This is a genomic window from Neisseria sp. HMSC70E02, from assembly GCF_001838645.1.
GTDB classification, from domain to species: Bacteria; Pseudomonadota; Gammaproteobacteria; order Burkholderiales; family Neisseriaceae; genus Neisseria; species Neisseria macacae.
In genome coordinates this window covers 9,339-29,017 of sequence record NZ_KV838077.1, presented here as the reverse complement: position 1 = coordinate 29,017, position 19,679 = coordinate 9,339, and the positions used below count along the sequence as shown (strand labels likewise).

18 protein-coding genes are annotated in these 19,679 nt (G+C 54.6%); 8 read left to right on the top strand and 10 right to left on the bottom strand.

Translation table 11 applies throughout. From position 1 onward, the window contains the following. Nucleotides 1–117: 117 nt before the first annotated feature. From nagZ to HMPREF3277_RS03605, 7 genes are all read right to left on the bottom strand, one after another. On the bottom strand, nucleotides 118–1,206 hold the full coding sequence (gene nagZ, locus HMPREF3277_RS03635) for a beta-N-acetylhexosaminidase (protein WP_070870072.1): 1,089 nt from the start codon (nucleotides 1,204–1,206) through the stop codon (nucleotides 118–120). Nucleotides 1,207–1,276: 70 nt separating this feature from the next. After that, nucleotides 1,277–2,797 carry a Na+/H+ antiporter NhaC family protein gene (locus tag HMPREF3277_RS03630; protein ID WP_003765874.1) on the bottom strand — a complete coding sequence of 507 codons (1,521 nt, stop codon included), beginning with the start codon at nucleotides 2,795–2,797 and terminating at the stop codon, nucleotides 1,277–1,279. A gap of 189 nt (nucleotides 2,798–2,986) precedes the next feature. Continuing rightward, entirely contained in the window at nucleotides 2,987–4,540 is a 1,554-nt protein-coding gene (locus tag HMPREF3277_RS03625; protein ID WP_070870071.1) for a DegQ family serine endoprotease, read from the bottom strand. Between the two features lie 171 nt (nucleotides 4,541–4,711). Beyond that, the gene (nth, locus tag HMPREF3277_RS03620) at nucleotides 4,712–5,344 is read right to left on the bottom strand and encodes an endonuclease III (protein ID WP_003758214.1); all 633 of its coding nucleotides are present in this window, start codon (nucleotides 5,342–5,344) and stop codon (nucleotides 4,712–4,714) included. 112 nt (nucleotides 5,345–5,456) lie between these two features. Next, nucleotides 5,457–6,845, bottom strand: a complete 1,389-nt coding sequence (gene nhaC, locus HMPREF3277_RS03615) for a Na+/H+ antiporter NhaC (RefSeq protein WP_070870070.1) — start codon at nucleotides 6,843–6,845, stop codon at nucleotides 5,457–5,459. A gap of 180 nt (nucleotides 6,846–7,025) precedes the next feature. After that, nucleotides 7,026–7,658: a serine aminopeptidase domain-containing protein gene (locus HMPREF3277_RS03610; RefSeq protein ID WP_070870069.1), complete on the bottom strand. Its 633-nt coding sequence runs from the start codon at nucleotides 7,656–7,658 to the stop codon at nucleotides 7,026–7,028. Between the two features lie 230 nt (nucleotides 7,659–7,888). Continuing rightward, nucleotides 7,889–9,112 (bottom strand): sugar MFS transporter, encoded by a 1,224-nt coding sequence (locus tag HMPREF3277_RS03605; RefSeq protein ID WP_070870068.1) that lies wholly within the window; start codon nucleotides 9,110–9,112, stop codon nucleotides 7,889–7,891. A gap of 251 nt (nucleotides 9,113–9,363) precedes the next feature. Between HMPREF3277_RS03605 and HMPREF3277_RS03600 the strand changes: the two genes are divergently transcribed. From HMPREF3277_RS03600 to HMPREF3277_RS03590, 3 genes are all read left to right on the top strand, one after another. Then, on the top strand, nucleotides 9,364–9,774 hold the full coding sequence (locus tag HMPREF3277_RS03600) for a YqaA family protein (protein ID WP_060975330.1): 411 nt from the start codon (nucleotides 9,364–9,366) through the stop codon (nucleotides 9,772–9,774). A gap of 104 nt (nucleotides 9,775–9,878) precedes the next feature. Next, entirely contained in the window at nucleotides 9,879–11,072 is a 1,194-nt protein-coding gene (locus HMPREF3277_RS03595) for an amino acid aminotransferase (protein WP_070870067.1), read from the top strand. A gap of 103 nt (nucleotides 11,073–11,175) precedes the next feature. Next, the gene (locus HMPREF3277_RS03590) at nucleotides 11,176–11,979 is read left to right on the top strand and encodes a glycosyltransferase family 2 protein (protein WP_049224528.1); all 804 of its coding nucleotides are present in this window, start codon (nucleotides 11,176–11,178) and stop codon (nucleotides 11,977–11,979) included. A gap of 104 nt (nucleotides 11,980–12,083) precedes the next feature. Here the strand turns inward: HMPREF3277_RS03590 and HMPREF3277_RS03585 are convergent, their stop codons facing one another. Both HMPREF3277_RS03585 and pip read right to left on the bottom strand, forming a co-directional pair. Next, nucleotides 12,084–12,617, bottom strand: coding sequence for a DUF4189 domain-containing protein (locus HMPREF3277_RS03585; protein ID WP_070870066.1), 534 nt, complete (start codon nucleotides 12,615–12,617; stop codon nucleotides 12,084–12,086). Between the two features lie 38 nt (nucleotides 12,618–12,655). Next, nucleotides 12,656–13,591, bottom strand: coding sequence for a prolyl aminopeptidase (gene pip, locus HMPREF3277_RS03580; protein WP_070870065.1), 936 nt, complete (start codon nucleotides 13,589–13,591; stop codon nucleotides 12,656–12,658). 157 nt (nucleotides 13,592–13,748) lie between these two features. Between pip and lptE the strand changes: the two genes are divergently transcribed. From lptE to HMPREF3277_RS03560, 4 genes are all read left to right on the top strand, one after another. Further along, nucleotides 13,749–14,228 carry an LPS-assembly lipoprotein LptE gene (gene lptE / locus HMPREF3277_RS03575; protein WP_070870064.1) on the top strand — a complete coding sequence of 160 codons (480 nt, stop codon included), beginning with the start codon at nucleotides 13,749–13,751 and terminating at the stop codon, nucleotides 14,226–14,228. Then, nucleotides 14,228–15,229, top strand: a complete 1,002-nt coding sequence (holA, locus tag HMPREF3277_RS03570) for a DNA polymerase III subunit delta (protein WP_070870063.1) — start codon at nucleotides 14,228–14,230, stop codon at nucleotides 15,227–15,229. The genes lptE and holA overlap by 1 nt, the downstream gene beginning before the upstream one ends. Nucleotides 15,230–15,512: 283 nt before the next feature. Next, nucleotides 15,513–15,932: a hypothetical protein gene (locus HMPREF3277_RS03565; RefSeq protein WP_003767286.1), complete on the top strand. Its 420-nt coding sequence runs from the start codon at nucleotides 15,513–15,515 to the stop codon at nucleotides 15,930–15,932. 97 nt (nucleotides 15,933–16,029) lie between these two features. After that, nucleotides 16,030–16,554, top strand: a complete 525-nt coding sequence (locus HMPREF3277_RS03560) for an RDD family protein (protein WP_070870073.1) — start codon at nucleotides 16,030–16,032, stop codon at nucleotides 16,552–16,554. Between the two features lie 258 nt (nucleotides 16,555–16,812). Here the strand turns inward: HMPREF3277_RS03560 and HMPREF3277_RS03555 are convergent, their stop codons facing one another. Next, nucleotides 16,813–18,456 (bottom strand): lactate permease LctP family transporter, encoded by a 1,644-nt coding sequence (locus HMPREF3277_RS03555; protein ID WP_070602179.1) that lies wholly within the window; start codon nucleotides 18,454–18,456, stop codon nucleotides 16,813–16,815. 396 nt (nucleotides 18,457–18,852) lie between these two features. Here HMPREF3277_RS03555 and HMPREF3277_RS03550 point away from each other — a divergent pair, with 396 nt between their 5' ends. Continuing rightward, nucleotides 18,853–19,632 (top strand): FadR/GntR family transcriptional regulator, encoded by a 780-nt coding sequence (locus tag HMPREF3277_RS03550; RefSeq protein WP_036492635.1) that lies wholly within the window; start codon nucleotides 18,853–18,855, stop codon nucleotides 19,630–19,632. The last annotated feature ends 47 nt before the right edge of the window (nucleotides 19,633–19,679 follow it).

Here is a 19,679-nt window from a genome sequence, read left to right as displayed (position 1 = left end):
GAGGCAACGCCGTATTGGTTTAAAGTTAATCCACTATAAACGGACAAAAGGTCGTCTGAAAAAGCCCAATTCAGCTTTTCAGACGACCTTCTTTCATACTTTCTAAATCAAACGCCTTTAAAACGCTTCGCCGACTTTCACGCCGCCGGCGGTGTCTTTAGGCGTGGCAAGTTGCGCGGTCATGGCTTGGGCGGCTTGGAAATCAGGCGTTTGCATCACGGCTTGGGCGGCTTCCTTGCCCAATGTGTTCGCCATGTATTGCCAGCGGCTTGCCAAATCGGGATTGACGGGGATTTGGAAGCCGTCGCGCAGTTCGTCCACGAGGTCGGGACGGTTGCAGACAAGGACGATGTCGCAGCCTGCCGTAAAGGAAGCGTTTGCACGTTCTTTGATGCCGCCCGCTGCGCCTGCGCCTTCCATCGTGAGGTCGTCTGAAAAGATAACGCCTTTAAATCCGATGTCTTGGCGCAGGATTTGTTTGAGCCATTTTTCAGAGAAACCGGCGGGATTGCCGTCAATTTGCGGATAAACGACGTGGGCGGGCATGACCGCCGCCATGCCTGCGCTGCTTAAGGCGCGGAACGGAATCATGTCGGCAGCTTCGAGTTCGGCAAGGCTGCGCGTGTCTTCGGGTTGCACCAAATGGCTGTCGCCTTCGACGAATCCGTGTCCGGGGAAATGTTTGCCGCAGGATTTCATGCCGCCCCGGTTCAGACCTTTTTGCAGGGCAAGGGCAAGTTGGGTTACGGTGTCGGCGTTTCGGTGGAAACTGCGGTTGCCGATGACGGGGCATGCCCCCCAATCGAGGTCGAGGACGGGCGTAAAGGAGAGGTCTATGCCGCAGGCGGTCAGCTCCGTCGCCAATACCCAGCCGACCTGCTCGGCTTTTTCTTTGGCGGCGGCTTCGCCTTCGGCGTCCCAAATCTGCCCTAAAGTGTTCATGGCGGGCAGTCGGGTGAAGCCTTCGATGAAGCGTTGCACCCTGCCGCCTTCGTGATCGACGGCGATGATGAGTTCGGGCGTGCGCAGTGCTTTGATTTCTTGAACCAGGGCTTTGAGCTGCCCGACGTTTTCGAAGTTGCGGCGGAACAGGATGACGCCGCCAATAGACGGGTCGAGCAGGCGTTGTTTTTCTTCTTCGGTCAGACAGTAGGCGGCGACGTCTGCCATAACGGGGCCGCGCGGGATGGAATGGGGAGCGTTCATTTTTGGATTCCTTAAAATGTTTTCAGACGACCTTAAAGTATCGAAGGTCGTCTGAAAACGGGAAAACACGTCAAGCAGCTTTGCCTTTTTTGTCTTTCAGTATGAAGATGAGGGCGGTCATGACAACGCCGGTGGCGAAAAAGCCCAGCCAAGCCGATTGCGTCATTCCCAAAACGAGGTAGCCTGCCGCTGCCGCGCCTGCGACGGTCAGGGCGTAAGGCAGTTGCGATGTAACGTGGTCGATGTGGTTGCAATGCGCACCGGTGGAGGACAGGATGGTGGTGTCGGAGATGGGCGAACAGTGGTCGCCGCACACCGCGCCTGCCATCACGGCGGACATACACGGGATAACCAACGAGGCATCGACTTTAACCGCCATCGCGGCGGCAATCGGCAGCATAATGCCGAACGTGCCCCAGCTTGTGCCTGTGGCGAACGCCATCACGCTGGCAAGCAGGAAGAGGATGACGGGCAGGAAGCCGGGATGGATGTTGTCTGCAACCAGCGTGGAGAGGTAGTCGCCGGTGTGCATTTCGCTGACGACGGTGCTGATGAGCCAGGCAAGAATCAGGATGGTAATCGCGCCGAACATCGAAGATATGCCCTGACGGACGGCTTTGGGATAGTCGGCGGCCTTGATGGTGCCGAGTGTGCAGAGGACGACGGCGAGTACGCCGCAAGTACCGCCGAACACCAGCGAAGTGTTTACATCGGTATTTTCAAACGCGCCCAAAATGCTGAAGGTTTCGCTTGCCTGCGCGCCTGTGTAAATCATGGCGGAAACGGTGGATGCGATCAACACCAAAACAGGGATAATCAGCGCGTAAACCCTGCCTTTAGGGCCGTCAGAGCCGGCGGATTCGTCATGGGTTTCCTGCAATGCCGCTTTTTCAAGGCGCGCCATCGAGCCGATGTCGAAAGAAAACCAAGCGACGACAAACACCATGATCAGCGCGAACAGGGCGTAATAATTCATCAGGCTCATGGCGACGAACACACCCATCGGCGTGTATCCGGTGATGTGGTAGGTAACGAGCAGACCTGCCAGCGTGGCGATAATCGATGCGCCCCAGCTTGAAACCGGCATCAGTACGCACATCGGCGCAGCGGTAGAGTCAAGGATATACGCGAGTTTGGCGCGGGAAACTTTGAATTTGTCGGTAACGGGACGGGCAATCGCACCGACGGCGAGACTGTGGAAATAGTCGTCGATAAAGGTAACGAATACGAGACAGGCAGTCAGCATTTTTGCGCCGCGCCGCCCTTTGATGTGTTGCTTCGCCCAATCGGCAAACGCCTGATTACTGCCCGAAAAGGTTAAAAGAGAAGTGAAAATACCGAGCAGCAATAAGAAAATCAGGATTTTAGGTTTTCCCAGCGACCAATCGCCGTCTGCCCAAGCCAGTCCGACCACCATGTCTTTCAGGTGTGTCAGTCCGTCAATCGGGCTGCCGCCGACCAAAAAGGCAACGCCGACCAAAATACCGATGCCCAAAGACAGCAGCACGCGGCGGGTGATGACGGCAAGCGCCAATGCCAAAAACGGCGGCACGACGGATAAAAACGAATGTGAATAATCAATCAGGTGCATAATATTTTTATTAATAGGAAGTCAATCGGAGCGGAACGTTTTCAGACGACCTTTGAATGCGATTGTTGACAAAGCCAAAAGAGCAAAACCATCAAAAAACAAACAAATCAATCAGTTGCTAAAATTACAAAATACCCGCCACCTTAGGATGGCGGGTATTCTATCATTGAATGGCGCTTGCGTTGCACCTTATTGCAGGGTCAGGGCGAGGAAAAGCGTATTGCCGTCGCGCTGAACCAGCAGCGGCACATTTTTGCCCGCGCCTGCCAACGCGCTGCGGAAGCTCGATTCGTCGTTGACGCTGATTTGGCTGACGGCGAGGATTTCGTCGCCGCGTTTGAGTCCGGCACGTTCCGCCGCTCCGCTGACGCGGGAAACAATCAGGCGGCTTTTGCCTGCACCTTCATCGACGCGCAGGGTCAGTCCCGTATTATCGACGGTAAAGCCGTCTGCCGGATTTGCCTGCTGCGGCTGCTCGGTAGCGCGTGAAGACGTTTCGTTCTGCTCCGCCATGCTGCCGAGTTTGACTTTCACATTGATTTTCTCGCCTTTGCGCCATACCTCCAGCGTGACTTCCTTACCCGGCAGCATCGAGCCGACCATAACCGGCAAATCGCTGGACACGCGCACTTCTTCGCCGTTGACGCTGCGGACGATGTCGCCCACTTGCAATCCTGCCTGCATGGCAGGGCTGTTCGGCATCACTTTGGCAATCAACGCGCCGCTGGCTTTGTCCAAGCCGAACGATTTCGCCAAATCGTAAGATACTTCCTGAATAATCACACCCAACTGACCGCGCTGAACCTTACCGCTGGTTTTCAACTGCTCGGCAACATTCATCGCCACATCAATCGGAATCGCGAAGGAAATGCCCATAAATCCGCCGCTTCGGCTGTAAATTTGGGAGTTGATGCCGACTACCTGACCTTTCAGGTTAAACAGCGGGCCGCCGGAGTTACCCGGATTGATGGCAACGTCGGTTTGGATGAAAGGCGTGTAGCTTTCGTTCGGCAGGCTGCGTCCTTTGGCGGACACGATGCCCGAAGTAACGCTGTTGTCAAAGCCGAACGGCGCACCGATGGCGGCAACCCACTCGCCCGGTTTCAAATCTTTCGGATTGCCGATTTTGACGACAGGCAATTCTTCCGAAGCGTCAATCTTCAGCAGCGCGACATCGGATTGCGTATCCGAACCGATCAGCTTGGCGGTGTATTCGCGTTTGTCGTTGAGCAGGACTTTGATATTGCCCATGCCGGCGACGACGTGGGTATTGGTCAGGATATAGCCGTCTTTACTGATGATGAAGCCGGAGCCGAAGTTCAAATCCTCGTCGGCAGACTGGTCTTCCGGCATATCGGGCATATTCGGGACAAGGCGTTTGAAAAACTCGTAAAACGGGTCGTTGTCAGGGAATTGGCTCAAATCCATGCCCTGCTCTTCAGACTGCCCGCTGCCTGCGGCACGCCCTGCAGGGGAGGCTTGGATATTGACCACCGCCTGACCTTCGTTTTGCACCAATTGTGCGAAATCGGGCAGCAGCATACCGACGCTGCCGTCGTCTTTGGAAGGTTCGATTCTTTGTACGAATTCTTCGCTTTTACTGCCGCCGCCGAAGAAACTGCTGATCTTGTCACAGCCGCCCAAGGCCAGCGCAGAAGCCGTTACCAAAGCAAAGTATCTGTATTTGTTAATTTTTTCGCGCACCGCGTTTCCTTTTCCGAATAACGGATTGTGTTCTTGCATCTTAAAAACCGGGGGTCGTCTGAAACTTTTCTCGTTTTCCAACCCGATAAGGTCGAATTTTACCTTTTGCCCATATTTTTTCAAGCATTTCATTTTAAATAAAAAAATGCCGTCAGAAATTTTAACCTGATAGAAAGGTTGTTTTGTTGATTGTTTACAATTTATCAATGTTTACATCAACTTCGCGCCATACTCGCACAAATCATTAATGATGCACTTCCCGCATTGCGGCTTCTGCGCTTTGCAGGTGTAGCGTCCGTGCAAAATCAGCCAATGGTGCGCATCCATCAAAAATTCTTTCGGCACAAAGCGCATCAGCTTGTCTTCCACCTCGCGCACATCCTTGCCCGGCGCGATTTTGGTGCGATTGGACACCCTGAAGATGTGCGTATCGACCGCCATGACGGGATGGCCGAACGCCGTGTTCAACACCACGTTTGCCGTCTTGCGCCCCACGCCCGGTAACGATTCCAAAGCCTCGCGGTCTTCTGGCACTTCGCCGTTGTATTTTTCCAGCAGGATGCGGCAGGTCTGCATGATGTGTTTGGACTTGGTTTTATAAAGTCCGATGGTTTTCGTGTACTCCATCACGCCGTCCAAACCCAAATCCAGCATCGCCTGCGGCGTATTGGCAACCGGAAACAGCTTTGCCGTCGCCTTATTCACGCCCACGTCGGTCGCCTGCGCCGACAGCAAAACGGCAATCAAAAGCTCGAAGGGTGAATTGAAATGAAGCTCGGTGGTCGGATGGGGATTGGCAGCGCGGAAACGCTCGAAAATTTCTTGGCGGATCTGTTTGTTCATGGGGGTATGGGTAGGATTGGTGTGTGTCTTTATCGTTTGCCCGATTATAACGCAAAAGGTCGTCTGAAAACCGATGCTGAAGGTTTTCAGACGACCTTTCTATCCCGCCGCTTTACGCGGTTTCTTTCTTGCTCAACGTCAGACCTGTCCAGCCGAACAGCAGCGTCAAAATCAGGCTCAAATAGCAGAAAAAGGCGTAAGGCAGGTATTCCCAAACGGGCACGCCGAGGGCGTGGCTGATGAACACGCCGCAGACGCTCCACGGCACAAGCGGATTGATGACCGTACCCGCGTCTTCCAGCGTGCGCGAAAGGTTGCGCGAATGCAGACCAAGTTTGTCGTACACGGGTTTGAAGGTTTCGCCGGAAAGCAAAATACTCAAATATTGTTCGCCGATGAGGAAATTGACGCCGACCGACGTGGCGGCAACGCTGAAGGTGGCACGTCCGGCGGTAGTCAGGAACGCGCGGATGGCGTCAAGCAGCGACGGAATCACGCCGAGCGTAAACAATAATCCGCCCAAACTCATGCCGAGAATCACGATGGTTTGCGTGAAGAACATGCTTTCCAAACCGCCGCGCGAAATGAGTTTGGCGATGTCTTGAAACGCTTCGCCTTCGAGTTTGTAGCCACCGTAAAACCATGTGCCGAGCTGGTTCAAGTCGGGCGTGCTGTGGAAATAAGTTACCGCAAGCGCGGCAAGGATGGTGAAGAGCATGGCGACGACGGCGTTGATGCGCAACAGCGCCAGCACGACCAACAGCGCAAACGGAACCAGCGAATAGCCGTGTACCAAGCCCGTCGCTTCGAGCTGGCTGCGGAAGGATTCGACGCTGTTCAAATCGTGGGCGGCAACATTGGGCAAGAGCCACAGCATCAATGCTGCGCTGATGAGCCACGCGGGAATGGTGGTGTACATCATGTTTTTGATGTGTTCGAACAAATCAATGCCGACGATGGAGGCGGAAATGCCCGTGGTATCGGAGAGCGGGGACATTTTGTCGCCGAAGAACGCGCCGGACACAATCGCGCCCGCCGTCATCGCCAAATCGGCATGAAACGCCGCCGCCATGCCCATAAAGGCAACGCCGACGGTGGCGCAAGTGGTCAAACTGCTGCCGATGGACACGCCGATGACGGAACAGAGCGCAAAGGCGGAGAAATAGAAATAAGTGGGGGAAATCAGCCCGAAACCGTAATACATCAGCGTCGGAATCGCGCCGCTCATCATCAGCGCGCTGACCATCAGTCCGATGAAGAAAAACAGGTAAATCGCGCCCATGCCCTGCCCCACCGCGCCGACCATGCCTTTTTGCATGTCGTTATATTTCAACCCGCGCGCGAGGCCGTAGAGGATGAGGACGGTAATGGCGGCGATGATGGACATATGGGGCAGCCAGCCCAGCGAAATGATGGTGTAACCCATCGCCCCGATTAACGCCACGACGACGGCAAGGGCTTCTTTGCGCGGCATATCGAGCAGTGATTTGAATGCAAACATATTGCTTTGCCTGTTTTGTGTGTATTTAACGAAGTTTAGCACACGGGGTCGTCTGAAAAACCGCTTTTCAGACGACCCCGTGATTTTTTATGAATGTAATAACGGATTTTAGTTGATGCGATATGGTTTTAAATTTGATTTTTTGAAACAAAATATCCTTATTTTCAAAATAAAGCCGTATTATTTCTTTTTATCATGATTAAACTGCCCTTCACGCAAAAATGTTGCGGTTTGCTCGGCGGTAATGTGTTTAAACAGCATACCGCTGTGGCTGACGGGCAAGATAACGTGGTCGCGCATATTCGGACAGCGGGTTTCGCTGACCAAAACCGTACCGTCGTGTTCGCCGTGCAAACCCAATACGCGCCCCAGCCCGAGCGGCTTGTTGCCGGCGATGCTGCCCAGTTCGATATGTTCGGGCAAATCGGGTGTGCCGCCGTCGAGCGCATCGCGATAAGCGCCACCGAGTACGGGGGTTTTCAATCCAAGCCGGAACACCCTTTGCGCCGCCCTGCTGCCTTGGTGGGGCGTGCCGAAGGTAACGATGCGGCCGGTGATTTTTTCGGGATGGGTGGTGGCAAAGTGGCGTAACACCAGCCCGCCCAGACTGTGTCCGGCAAAATGCAGAGGCTCGCCCGTATCGTGTTTTTCGACAAACTCTGCCAACGCCTGCGTGTGCTGCGGCATGGTGTGCCAGACGCTGTAATAACCGAACAGGGCAACGTCAAAGCCTTGCTTTTCCAGCATATCCGCTAAAGGTTTCATCACCCAAGAGTGCATATGCAGTCCGTGTAATAAGATGATTTTCGACATGAAGACCTCCTGTATTTTTGCCGCTAGCATTATGCCATAAGTCAGTCAGACCGTATTGCGGACGCATTTTGTCTTTTGAAAACGGGCTTAAGCTCCGGTTAAAATCTGTTGCCGTATTTTCAGACGACCTCGGTTTGAACGGATCAGGTTTACAAGTCCGCCGCAAAGCAAAAAGGTCGTCTGAAAACCTGATTTCCAAGTTTTCAGACGACCTTCTGTTCAAACCATGCTTAATCGTCGGCTTTATAACCCTTGAGGGCAAAGAAGACGATGTAGAGGTAGCACACGGCAGGTGCAACATAAGAAATCATCATACCGAAATCATCAGCAATCTTACCTTGCAAAACAGGAATCAGCGCGCCGCCAACGATGGCGGTACAAAGAATACCCGAAGCAGAATTGGTAAATTTGCCGAGGTTTTTGGTCGCCAGCGAGAAGATGGTCGGGAACATGATGGAGTTGAAAAAACCGATGGCAATCAACGCCCACATGGCGATGTCGGCATTACCTTTACCAACCATGATGGCAATGACAAGCAAGGCAGTGGCAACTGAGGCATTAAAGGCAAGGTAGCGGTTCGGCGCGACTCGAGCCATCACTGCCGAACCGAGGAAGCGTCCGACCATGGCACCGCCCCAGTAGTACGACAGCAGTTTTGCACCTTCGGCATGGCTCAATCCTTTCAGGAAGCCCAAAATATTGACCATGAAAGAGCCGATGGATACTTCCGCGCCAACGTAGCAGAAAATGCCGACCACACCGAGAATAAGGTGTTTGTATTGCCACACACTGGTTTTGCCGTCGTGATTGTGTTCGCTTTCCTCAACGGCAATTTTGCGCGCATCGGGCAGACGGATCATTTTTACGAAAACGGCGAGGAGGATCAACAATCCCGCCAAACCCAAATAAGGGATTTGGACGGAGGCGATTTGCTCGGCTTTGCTGGCTTTCTGAGCCGCATCTGCCAAAATGAAATGTGCACCGATTATCGGAGCAATAGTCGTACCCAATGAATTGAATGCCTGCACCAAAGTCAGCGTAGCGGATTCTTTGCCCGGTTTCGCCAGCAGGGTCACATACGGATTACCCGCAACCTGCAACAGGGTGACACCCGAAGCAAGAATGAAGAGCGCGCCCAAGAAAGTCGGGTAAGATTGGCTGTCTGCGGCAGGATAAAACAACAAGCATCCGACGGCGGTCAGCAAGAAGCCGCCGATGACGCCGTTTTTATAGCCGATTTTACCGACGAGATGCCCCATCGGAATCGACATGATGGCATAGGCGGTAAAGAAGCAGAACTGAACCAGCATCGCCTGAAAATTAGTTAGCGTGAAAATTTTTTGCAGATGCGGAATCAAGATGTCGTTCATGCAGGTAATGAAACCCATCATGAAGAAGAGCGCGGTCAGGACGACCAGCGCGGAATTATGGTTTTGTTGTGATGGCGTAGACATGATTTGCCTTTCGATTTATTGGAATTGACCGTACAAACAGTTAATATCTGTTAATAACGGGCCGAATCATACTGGCTTTTGCCATTCTTGCAAACACTGGAAATGCGCCGACTACATAGAGTTTCAGCAAGATTCTGTCCGATAACGCATTTTTATAGACAGAATCCGTCTGAATTTTACAATTAACCTACCCGCAAACGACTTAAAATCTTATTTCAGACGACCTTTGACCTGACGCAAACTTATCCGCCATGCCCCTCATTTACGCCTATCTCGGACTCGCCGCCTCCGCCTTTACCTCCGCCACCATCCTGCCCGGCACGTCCGAAGCCGCCTTCGCCGCGTTTATCTACACCTATCCCGAACAGGCATACGGCGCGTGGTTGTGCGCCGGACTGGCAAACGGCTTGGGCAGCATGGTTTCCTATTGGATGGGACGGCTGATTCCGTCCAAGAAAAGGTCGTCTGAAAAAACCCTGCGCCTGCTCCAACGCTGGGGCACCCTGCCCCTTTTGTTTGCCTGGCTGCCCGTTATCGGCGACGCGCTGCCCATTGCCGCAGGCTGGCTCAGGCTCAACCCCTACACCTCCGCACTCATGCTCCTGACCGGAAAAATCCTGCGCTACGGCATCATCCTCGCCGGTATCAAAGGCATGATGTAAACCATTTGCGCAAAACCTGCCGCATTCATTTTCAGACGACCTGAAACAGCGTAAAATCCCAAAGGAAATATCCCGTCCCTTCATTTTTTGCAAAGCGAGAAACCATGTTCTTCAAGCACATCGAAGCCGCCCCCGCCGACCCCATCTTAGGCTTGGGCGAAGCATTCAAAGCCGAAACCCGTCCCGAAAAAGTCAACCTCGGCATCGGCGTTTATAAAGACGCATCCGGCGCGACCCCCATCGTCAAAGCCGTCAAAGAAGCCGAAAAACGCCTGCTCGAGAGCGAGACCACCAAAAACTACCTCACCATCGACGGCGTTGCCGACTACAACGAGCAAACCCAAATCCTTCTTTTCGGCGCAGACCACGAAATCGTCGCCAGCCGCCGTGCCAAAACCGCCCAAAGCCTCGGCGGCACAGGCGCATTGCGTATTGCCGCCGAGTTCGCCAAACGCCAGTTGAACGCACAAACCGTCTGGATTTCCAACCCCACATGGCCCAACCACAACGCCATTTTTAAAGCCGTCGGCATCCAAGACAAGCCATACCGCTACTACGACGCCGCCAAACACGGTCTAGATTGGGACGGCATGATTGAAGACCTCGGCCAAGCGCAAAAAGGCGACGTCGTCCTGTTGCACGGCTGCTGCCACAACCCCACCGGTATCGACCCCACGCCCGAACAATGGGAAACCCTCGCCAAACTCTCCGCCGAAAAAGGCTGGCTGCCCCTATTTGACTTCGCCTACCAAGGCTTCGGCAACGGCCTCGAAGAAGACGCATACGGCTTGCGCACCTTCCTGAAATACAACAAAGAATTGCTCATCGCCAGCTCCTATTCCAAAAACTTCGGCATGTATAACGAACGCGTCGGCGCATTCACCTTAGTCGCAGAAGACGAAGCAACCGCCGCCCGCGCCCACAGCCAAGTCAAAACCATCATCCGCACCCTCTACTCCAACCCCGCCTCACATGGCGCGAACACCATCGCCCTCGTGTTGAAAGACGCGGATTTGAAAGCACAATGGATTGCCGAACTCGACGAAATGCGCGGCCGCATCAAAGCCATGCGCCAAAAATTCGTCGAGCTGCTCAAAGCCAAAGGCGCAAATCAAGACTTCGATTTCATCATCGAACAAAACGGCATGTTCTCCTTCAGCGGCCTCACGCCCGAACAAGTCGACCGCCTGAAAAACGAATTCGCCATCTACGCCGTGCGCTCCGGCCGCATCAACGTCGCCGGCATTACCGATGACAACATCGACTACCTGTGCGAAAGCATCGTGAAAGTGTTGTAATCCGCATCAGGCAATACCAAAAGGTCGTCTGAAAACCCAATATACCGTTTTCAGACGACCTTTCCCCACCGTTTGACACAACAACCCCTTAAAGCATCACATTATGAGACCCACACTAGACGTCATCATCCCCTGCTACAACTCCGCCGCCACCCTTCAAGCGGCTGTCGAGAGCGCCGTTTCCCAACCCGCCGTCGAAAACGTCTGGCTGATTGACGACGCCTCCATCGACGACACACGCCTTATCATGAGCGACCTCGCCGCCATCCATCCGAAAGTCCGTTGCGAATACATGCTCGAAAACGGCGGCGCCGCCAAAGCCCGCAACTGGGGCGCCATGCAAAGCCAAGCCGACTTCATCGCCTTCCTCGACGCCGACGACGTCTATGAAAACAACGTCCTCAACGCTGCCTACCTCGGCTTGGAAGCCTATTCCTACCTCAGCCTGGTCCGCCTCAAATTGCGCCCTATCGGCTTTCCCGAACACTACCTCAACCACCCGCAATTCCCCACCGCATGGGAACGGCTGCAAATGACCGTCGGCGGCAACACCGTATTCCGCCGCAGCATCTTTCTCGCCTGCGGCGGCTTTCCGCAAGACGAACTCTTCCGAATCTTCGGCGGCGAAGATGCCGCACTCGGCATCGCACTGACCCGCGACAGCGTCGTCGGCTACCTCTTTGAAGAACGCGACCCCGCCGTCAGACACAACTACCGCCCCGGCATCCACGCCGAGCGTCTGCTCGATGCCGAACTTTTCGGCAAAACCGTCCCCGGACTGACCATAGACCACCAAAACGAAGCCGAAGCCGTCACCCGCCGCATCAGCCGCCGCCTGCAAGAAGTCAAAGCACACTCGACCTTCGAAGAAGCCGGCACCATGCCGCTCTACCCCGAGTACGAATAAGCGGGCATCAACGCAAAACCCCGCCCGAACGGCTGCATTACATTGCTTGCAGCAAAAAGGTCGTCTGAAATCTTGTTTTCAGACGACCTTTTTGCTGGATTTGATTATTGCAATTGAGGCAGGGAGCAGCCTTCGGGCATGATGATTTCGCATTCCGTTGCCCCTCTGTTTCTGCATTTTTGCAAAGCCTCCTGTTCGACAGCTCCTTGCGGACCTGCCGCATCGGCTAAAATAAACAGGTTGTTTTTCACTTTTCCTTTTGCAGCTGCGAGACAGCCGTTTCTTACCCATGTGATGGCTTTGCAAGGCGTATTGCGACTGCCTTGCTGACAACGTTTGACTGCTTCTCGTTGAGCTTCCTCTTTTGAACTGTGATTCAATGAACCCGCAATATGCCCGGCTTTCACACTAACAGCCAAAGCCCCAAATTTAGAAGGAACTTTCACGTCGTAGTAGATGATTTTTTTAGGAGGCGGGGTGCTGTTGCCTGATTGGGGAGGCGGCACATTGTAGTTGACAACCTCCCCGTTATGTCCTTGTATCTGACAGATGCCCGTATCAGGAAAATACCTGCCGGGGCAGTTGGCATAAACATCAAAACTTACCAACCCCAATGCGATTAAAAACAGCTTCTTCATCAATTTATCCTTATCAATTTATCCTTTCAAATTATGTCTCACCACGCCGCGCGTTCCCTCATATCTTCCACCGCTTCCACCAACGCCGCCGCCAATGGCGGATCAAACGACGAGTGTCCCGCCTGAATCACGCGCAGTTCGGCTTCGGGGAGCGCCTGCGAAAGTTCCCACGCGCTTTGCATGGGGGTGCATAAGTCGTAACGTCCTTGCACGATGATGGTCGGGATATGGCGGATTTTGTCCGTGTTCGCCAAAATCGCTTTGTCGCCCTTCAGCCAGCCTTCGTTGACGAAATAATGGTTTTCCAAACGGGCAATGGCGAGCGATTGGTAGGCGTCTTCATCGACGTCTTGCGGCTCGAAGCGGATCAGGTAGCTTTCCCAGTCTGCCCAGGCTTTGGCGGCTTTCAGACGACCTGCTTCGTCTTCGCCGAACAGCATTTCGTGATACGCCGCAATCAGGCCGCCGCGTTTTTCTTCGGCGACGGGTGCGAGGAATTTCTGCCATTGCGCGGGATAAATCTGGCTGACGCCGCCTGCTTCGTCCAGCCACGCCATTTCGGACGGGCGGCACAGGAATATCCCGCGCAAGACAAGTCCGGCAACGCGTTCGGGATGGGTTTCGGCATACGCCAGCGACAAGGTGCTGCCCCATGAGCCGCCGAACACCAGCCATTTTTGAATGCCCAGCATTTCGCGGACTTTTTCGATGTCGGCAACCAAGTCCCAAGTCGTGTTGTCATCGGTGCAGGCGTAAGGCAGCGAGCGGCCGCAGCCGCGCTGGTCGATGATGACGATGCGGAACACGTCGGGATTGAAAAAGCCGCGGCAGGCAGGCGATGCGCCCGCGCCCGGGCCGCCGTGCAGGAAGATGACGGGCAGTCCGTCGGGGTTGCCGGATTCTTCCCAGTAGATTTGATAGATGTCCGATACTTGCAGCAGGCCGCTGCGGATGGGTTCGCGGATGGGGTGCATGATGTTTCTCCTGTTGTCTGACGTTGGGATTGTACCCATCGGGCAGGCAAACGACAAACGGCAAGGGGTCGTCTGAAATCCCCTTCCGCCGCCGCGTTTCCCGACCGCCCGACTATCCGCTATAATTCCCCGATACCCGCGCAACCGAAAGAATGAAATGAACAAAATCCTGATGACCGCCGCCGTGCTGCTTCTGTCCGCCTGCGGCTTCCACCTCAAAGGCATGGGCGGCACCGCACGCACGCTGCCGTATCCCGCTTGGCACATCCAAAACGCCTCCGTGATGCAGAAGGCTTTGGAAAACGCCCTGCGCCGCGCCGACGGCAAACCTGTTTCCGCCGCCGAAGCGCAAATGACGTTGGACATCAAGGGCATCGAAACCCGTCAGGACATCTACACCATCACCCGCGCCGCGCTGGTCAACGAATACCTGCTGACGCTGCGCGTCGAAGCCCAAGCCATGCGCAACGGCGAGCCTGTGGGAGAACCGATTACCGTCCTCGTCAACCGCACGATGGACTACAACGACAGTGAAGTGTTGGGCAAACAGGAAGAAAGCGAAACCATCTGGGCGGAAATGCGCGCCGACGCCGCCGACCAAATCGTCCGCCGCCTGACGTTCCTGAAAGCGTATTGATGGCGGTCATGAATATCGAACAGGTAAGCGCGGATATGCCGCTTTCGCCGCTGTACATCATTCACGGCGAAGAAGACCTGTTGCGCATCGAAGCCCTCGACACCCTGCGCGCCGCCGCCAAAAAACAAGGCTACCTCAACCGCGAAGTCTTTACGGCGGACAACGGCGCCGACTGGGACGAACTCCTGCAAAGCGCAGGCAGCGCGGGGCTTTTCGCCGACTTGAAACTTTTGGAAATCCACATTCCAAACGGCAAGCCCGGCAAAACCGGCGGCGACGCGCTGCAAACCTTCGCCGAACGCCTGCCCGAAGACACCGTTACCCTGATTCTGCTGCCCAAGCTCGAAAAAGCCCAAACGCAGGCAAAATGGTTCACCGCGCTCGCCGCCAAAGGCACCGTACTCGAAGCCAAAGCCATTAGCGCGCAAGCCCTGCCGCAGTGGATAAAGGGTCGTCTGAACAAAGTCGGACTCGACATCGAACCCGACGCGCTCGCCCTGTTTGCCGAACGCGTCGAAGGCAACCTGCTCGCCGCCCGCCAAGAAATCGACAAACTCGCCCTGCTGCACCCGCAAAACCATACCGTCAACATCGCCGATGCCGAAGCCGCCGTCGCCAACGTCGCCCGTTTCGACGTGTTCCAACTCTCCGGCGCATGGATGAAAGGCGATGCCCTGCGCGTCGCCCGCCTTCTGAATGGACTCGAAGAAGAAGGCGAAGAGCCTGTCTTGCTGCTGTGGGCGGTTGCCGAAGACATCCGCACCCTCATCCGTCTGACCGCCGCGCTCAAACAAGGACAAAGCGTACAATCCGTCCGCAACAGCCTGCGCCTGTGGGGCGACAAACAAACCCTCGCGCCGATTGCCGTCAAACGCATTCCCGCCGTCCGCCTGATCGAAGCGCTGAAAACCTGCGCCAAAATCGACCGCATCATCAAAGGCGCGGAAGACGGCGACGCGTGGACGGAGTTCAAGCAGTTGGTAACGGGGTTGGCGGTGTAATTTCATTGGGCATGGATAGGTGCTTTTCGCGGCAAGGGCGCGCCTGTGCAAAAAGCGTGAAAGTTTGTATGCCGCATCGCTTCTGTACGCGCCCAAACGGCAAAAATACTGTAAAATACCGTTAAACATAAAGTTATGATATTTGAGGTCGTCTGAAATCCGTCCACCACTCAATGCAGCGGTTAGACAAGCATTCGGCGCGTTCAGAAATGCGCCGCCGCTTGCCCGTCTGCCGCACACCCTTTTCAGACGACCTTCCACCCTTACAAGGAACTGCAACTTCATGGACAACCAAACCAAACTCCGCATCGGCGGCCTGCTCGTGCTGACCACCGCCGTTTTAAGCCTGATCATCGTCTTAATCGTCGATTCGTGGCCGCTCGCCATCCTGCTTGCCGTCATCATCGTCGCCGCAGCCGCCGGCGGCTTTGTCTGGACTTCGCGCCGCCAGCAGCGCCAGTTTCTCGAACGCCTGAAAAAATTCGACATCGACCCCGAAAAAGGCCGCATCAACGAAGCCAACCTGCGCCGTATGTACCACAGCGGCGGACAACACCAAAAAGACGCGATAACGTTGGTCTGCCTGTCGCAAAAATGTTCGGCTGACGAAGCGCACGCCATGTTCAAAAAACGCCCGACCCGTCAGGAAATGAACCAGATGGCAGCCCAGCAGGCGCGCGGACAAAAACGCCCCCACCGCTGATTCCTCCCACACAAAGGTCGTCTGAAAACGGATGCGGCGGTTTCGCCCGAACCAAGTATTCCGTTTTTCAGACGACCTTTTTACCGAGCAGACCGCCATGACCGCCCTTCCCCCCGCCCCCGTCAAACGCCGCCTTGCCGCCCTGATGTACGAATTGCTGCTGACCGGCGCCGTGACCGCCATCGCCGCCCTCCTTGCCGGCATCGCCGCGATTTTCCTCAACCCCGTCTCCCAGCTCCTTTCCAGCTTGGTTACCTGCGTTATCTTTGTAGGCAGCTGGTGGCTCTACTTCAAAACCAACTGGACGAAAACCGGCCGCACCCTCGCCATGCAGACGTGGAAAATCGGGCTGCACGGCAGAAACGGCACGCTGCCGCCATTGTCGCAACTGCGCATCCGCTTTATTTGGTCGTGTATCTTCGTCGTCTTCATCCCCCTGCTCGCCTACGCCGGCCTGCGCCACCTGCTCGCCGTCCCGCCCATACCTGCCTTCGGTGCAGCCCTTATCTGGCTCATCCTGCCGTGGGGCTTTGCCCTGCTGAACCCAGACCGGCAGTTTTTATACGACTTCTTGGCGGGAACACGATTGGTCGATTTGAAACAGGAAACATCCGAAAGCTGATTGTTCTACTGTTTCGCCACACAGACAAAAGGTCGTCTGAAAACGAGGCAAGCCCTTGCCGTTTTCAGACGACCTTCTTATCCGCCGTCGTTCCTGTTTGAAATCCAACCCAACTTAAACCATCTTCGATTCACGCATTCCCCTACTGTTTAAACGAAACGGAAATGACGGTAAACCCGATCACGCCCACAACAACAAAAAGGTCGTCTGAAACCCAAATTGGATTTCAGACGACCTTTTCATTTCAAGCCGATTGGCTTATTTGTTGAAGAAAACCAGCGTCCACGGCAAGACATAAGCTTGCAGCAGGGTCAGCAGGCCGACGAAGGTACAGAAAATCAAGCTGTGTTTCACGGTGAAGCGGAACAGGTTGGATTCTTTGCCTTCCAGACCGACTGCCGCGCAGGCGATGGCGATAGATTGCGGCGAAATCATTTTGCCGGTCACGCCGCCGGTGGTGTTGGCTGCGACGGTCAGTTCGGGTACGACGTTGATTTGATGCGCAGTGCTGGCTTGCAGCGAACCGAAGAGCGCGTTGGCGGAGGTGTCCGAACCGGTCAGGAATACGCCCAGCCAGCCGAGGAACGGCGAGAAGAACGGGAACACGGTGCCGGTAGCGGCGAGGACGAGTGCCAACGTGGACGACAGGCCTGAATAGTTTGCCACGAATGCGAAGCCGAGTACCAAGCCGATGGACAGGATGGACAGGCGCAGTTCTTTGAGCGTTTCAAAGAAAGTGCTGACGGCTTCGGAAGGTTTCATTTTCAGCAAAGCGGCGGAAACGATGGAAGCAAACAGAATTGCCGTGCCGACTGCGCCGAGGAGGTCGATTTTGAACACGGCAGCGTATGGTGTCGGTTCGCTGACGATGGGCGCGGCTTTTTGTACTAAGTTGTGCAGCATCGGCCAGTCGAATTTGATGGTGGCAACGCCCAAAGCCTCTTTAACGCCCTTAATCGTCCACACGCTGACGAAAACGGTCAGGATGGCGAAAGGAGACCAGGCTTTGATGATTTGTCCGGCAGTGTATTCGCCCGCTTTGCGCTCGGACGGTTTTTTCATGCCGTTGAAGGTGAAGATTTCTTTAGGCTGCCATTTTTTCAGGAAGGCAGACAGGCAGACCAAGCTGACCAGTGCGGAGGTAACGTCAGGCAACTCGGGGCCGATGAAGTTGGCGGTAATGAACTGGGTAGTGGCGAAAGATACGCCCGCCACCAATACGGCAGGCCAAGTTTGGCGTATGCCGCGCATACCGTCCATCATGGCGACCAACCAGAAAGGAACGATAATCGACAGGATCGGCAGTTGGCGGCCGGCAACCTGACCGATATGGTAAGGGTCGAGGTTGGACACTTGACCGGCAACCAGGATTGGAATGCCCATCGCGCCGAAAGCCACGGGCGCGGTATTGGCAATCAAACACAAACCGGCGGCGTAGAGCGGATTAAAGCCCAAACCCACCAACAACGAGGCGGTAATCGCCACCGGCGCGCCGAAGCCTGCCGCGCCTTCGAGGAATGCGCCGAAGGAGAAGCCAACCAGCAACATTTGCAGGCGTTGGTCTTCGGTAATCGAAATCACGGAAGCGCGGATGATGTCGAACTGCCCTGTTTTTACGGTAATTTTATACAGGAACACGGCAGTAACGATAATCCATGCAATCGGCCACAAACCGTAAGCAAAGCCGTACAGCGCGGAAGAAACTGCCATGCCCGCAGGCATTCCGAAGCCTAATATGGCAACGCCAAGCGCAATCAGCAGCGTATAAAGCCCCGCCTGATACCCCTTGAGCTTCAGGATGGTCAGTGCGACGAAGAAAAAGATAATGGGCAGGAGGGCGACGGCTGCCGTCAAATACAGGCTGCCGCCCACTGCGGTATAGTTTTGAATCCAAGTATCCATAGGGAAAATCTCCGAATATTTTTCTAATATATTTTCCTAAATTGGTAAAACCAATTTTGAGAACGGAGGACACTTTACGAAACTTTAATATGGCGGTCAATTATTTTTTCAGACGACCCGGCTGCATCGGCGCAAATTTGTTATTTAATTTTAAATAAAACAAAATATTATATGAATTGTAAAAATGTAGCCCGATGTAGTTTTAAAACACATACGGGTAGGACAAGCCATATTGACGGGATACGGGGCGGTTAATTAGAATACGGCGACCTTGGTCATGCCAATTTGGTCATGCCAATTTTGATGCAGGCTGCCCTTTCGGACGGCCTGCCGCATCACATTATCGGATTTGGGTCTTCTTCGCAGAAAAAACATGATGGAAAAGAGGGAATTACAATGACAAAACTGGTTCGTCCGCAAAAAATCAGCGACCAAATATTGTCGATATTGGAGGAACGCATCGCGGCGGGCATTTACGAAGAAGGCGGCAAAATCCCGCCCGAGCGCACGTTGGCGGAAGAATTCGGCGTATCGCGCCCGTCGGTCAGGGTTGCGCTGAACATCCTGATTGCGCGGCAGGTTTTGGAAGCGCGTCAGGGCGACGGCTATTACGTTTCCGTCAAACCGCAGCAGGATTTCCTCCAAAGCTGGCAAGAATTGCTCGGCAAACATTCCAACTGGGAAACCGACGTTTTCGATTTCAGCTGCCACATCGAAGGCTGCATGGCATCGTTGGCTGCCGAACGGCGCACCGATGCCGATTTGAAACGGATTGATTTTTGGCGGCAAAAATTCGAATCCGCCTGCGAAAGCGGCAATCTGGAACATCAAAGCGAAGCCGACGTGAGCTTTCACCAAACCATCGCCGACGCCGCGCACAACATCCTCTTCAGCCACCTCTCCGGTGGCCTGCTCAAAATGCTCTACCGCCAGACGCGCAGCAGCATCATCTATTCCAACCAAACCGAAGACCCGCGCCCCAAGCTGATTGCGCAACACCGCGCCATCTACGAAGCCATACTCGAACGCCGCCCTGCCGATGCCGCCGAAGCCGCCAAAATACACTTAAACTACGTTGCCAACAGCATCTTGCAAAACAGGGCATACCAAAGCCGCAACGAACACGCCGACACGCTGGCGCAGAAAGACTTGAAGCGGGTGCAGGACTGGAAGTAGTTTCCTGCCTGACGGAAATATAGTGGATTAACTTTAAACCAGTACGG

Excerpts from the sequence above, each read along its gene's own strand:
- nagZ (WP_070870072.1), bottom strand. The coding sequence starts at position 1,206 with ATGAACGCTCCCCATTCCATCCCGCGCGGCCCCGTTATGGCAGACGTC.
- HMPREF3277_RS03630 (WP_003765874.1), bottom strand. The coding sequence starts at position 2,797 with ATGCACCTGATTGATTATTCACATTCGTTTTTATCCGTCGTGCCGCCG.
- HMPREF3277_RS03625 (WP_070870071.1), bottom strand. The coding sequence starts at position 4,540 with ATGCAAGAACACAATCCGTTATTCGGAAAAGGAAACGCGGTGCGCGAA.
- nth (WP_003758214.1), bottom strand. The coding sequence starts at position 5,344 with ATGAACAAACAGATCCGCCAAGAAATTTTCGAGCGTTTCCGCGCTGCC.
- nhaC (WP_070870070.1), bottom strand. The coding sequence starts at position 6,845 with ATGTTTGCATTCAAATCACTGCTCGATATGCCGCGCAAAGAAGCCCTT.
- HMPREF3277_RS03610 (WP_070870069.1), bottom strand. The coding sequence starts at position 7,658 with ATGTCGAAAATCATCTTATTACACGGACTGCATATGCACTCTTGGGTG.
- HMPREF3277_RS03605 (WP_070870068.1), bottom strand. The coding sequence starts at position 9,112 with ATGTCTACGCCATCACAACAAAACCATAATTCCGCGCTGGTCGTCCTG.
- HMPREF3277_RS03600 (WP_060975330.1), top strand. The coding sequence starts at position 9,364 with ATGCCCCTCATTTACGCCTATCTCGGACTCGCCGCCTCCGCCTTTACC.
- HMPREF3277_RS03595 (WP_070870067.1), top strand. The coding sequence starts at position 9,879 with ATGTTCTTCAAGCACATCGAAGCCGCCCCCGCCGACCCCATCTTAGGC.
- HMPREF3277_RS03590 (WP_049224528.1), top strand. The coding sequence starts at position 11,176 with ATGAGACCCACACTAGACGTCATCATCCCCTGCTACAACTCCGCCGCC.
- HMPREF3277_RS03585 (WP_070870066.1), bottom strand. The coding sequence starts at position 12,617 with ATGAAGAAGCTGTTTTTAATCGCATTGGGGTTGGTAAGTTTTGATGTT.
- pip (WP_070870065.1), bottom strand. The coding sequence starts at position 13,591 with ATGCACCCCATCCGCGAACCCATCCGCAGCGGCCTGCTGCAAGTATCG.
- lptE (WP_070870064.1), top strand. The coding sequence starts at position 13,749 with ATGAACAAAATCCTGATGACCGCCGCCGTGCTGCTTCTGTCCGCCTGC.
- holA (WP_070870063.1), top strand. The coding sequence starts at position 14,228 with ATGGCGGTCATGAATATCGAACAGGTAAGCGCGGATATGCCGCTTTCG.
- HMPREF3277_RS03565 (WP_003767286.1), top strand. The coding sequence starts at position 15,513 with ATGGACAACCAAACCAAACTCCGCATCGGCGGCCTGCTCGTGCTGACC.
- HMPREF3277_RS03560 (WP_070870073.1), top strand. The coding sequence starts at position 16,030 with ATGACCGCCCTTCCCCCCGCCCCCGTCAAACGCCGCCTTGCCGCCCTG.
- HMPREF3277_RS03555 (WP_070602179.1), bottom strand. The coding sequence starts at position 18,456 with ATGGATACTTGGATTCAAAACTATACCGCAGTGGGCGGCAGCCTGTAT.
- HMPREF3277_RS03550 (WP_036492635.1), top strand. The coding sequence starts at position 18,853 with ATGACAAAACTGGTTCGTCCGCAAAAAATCAGCGACCAAATATTGTCG.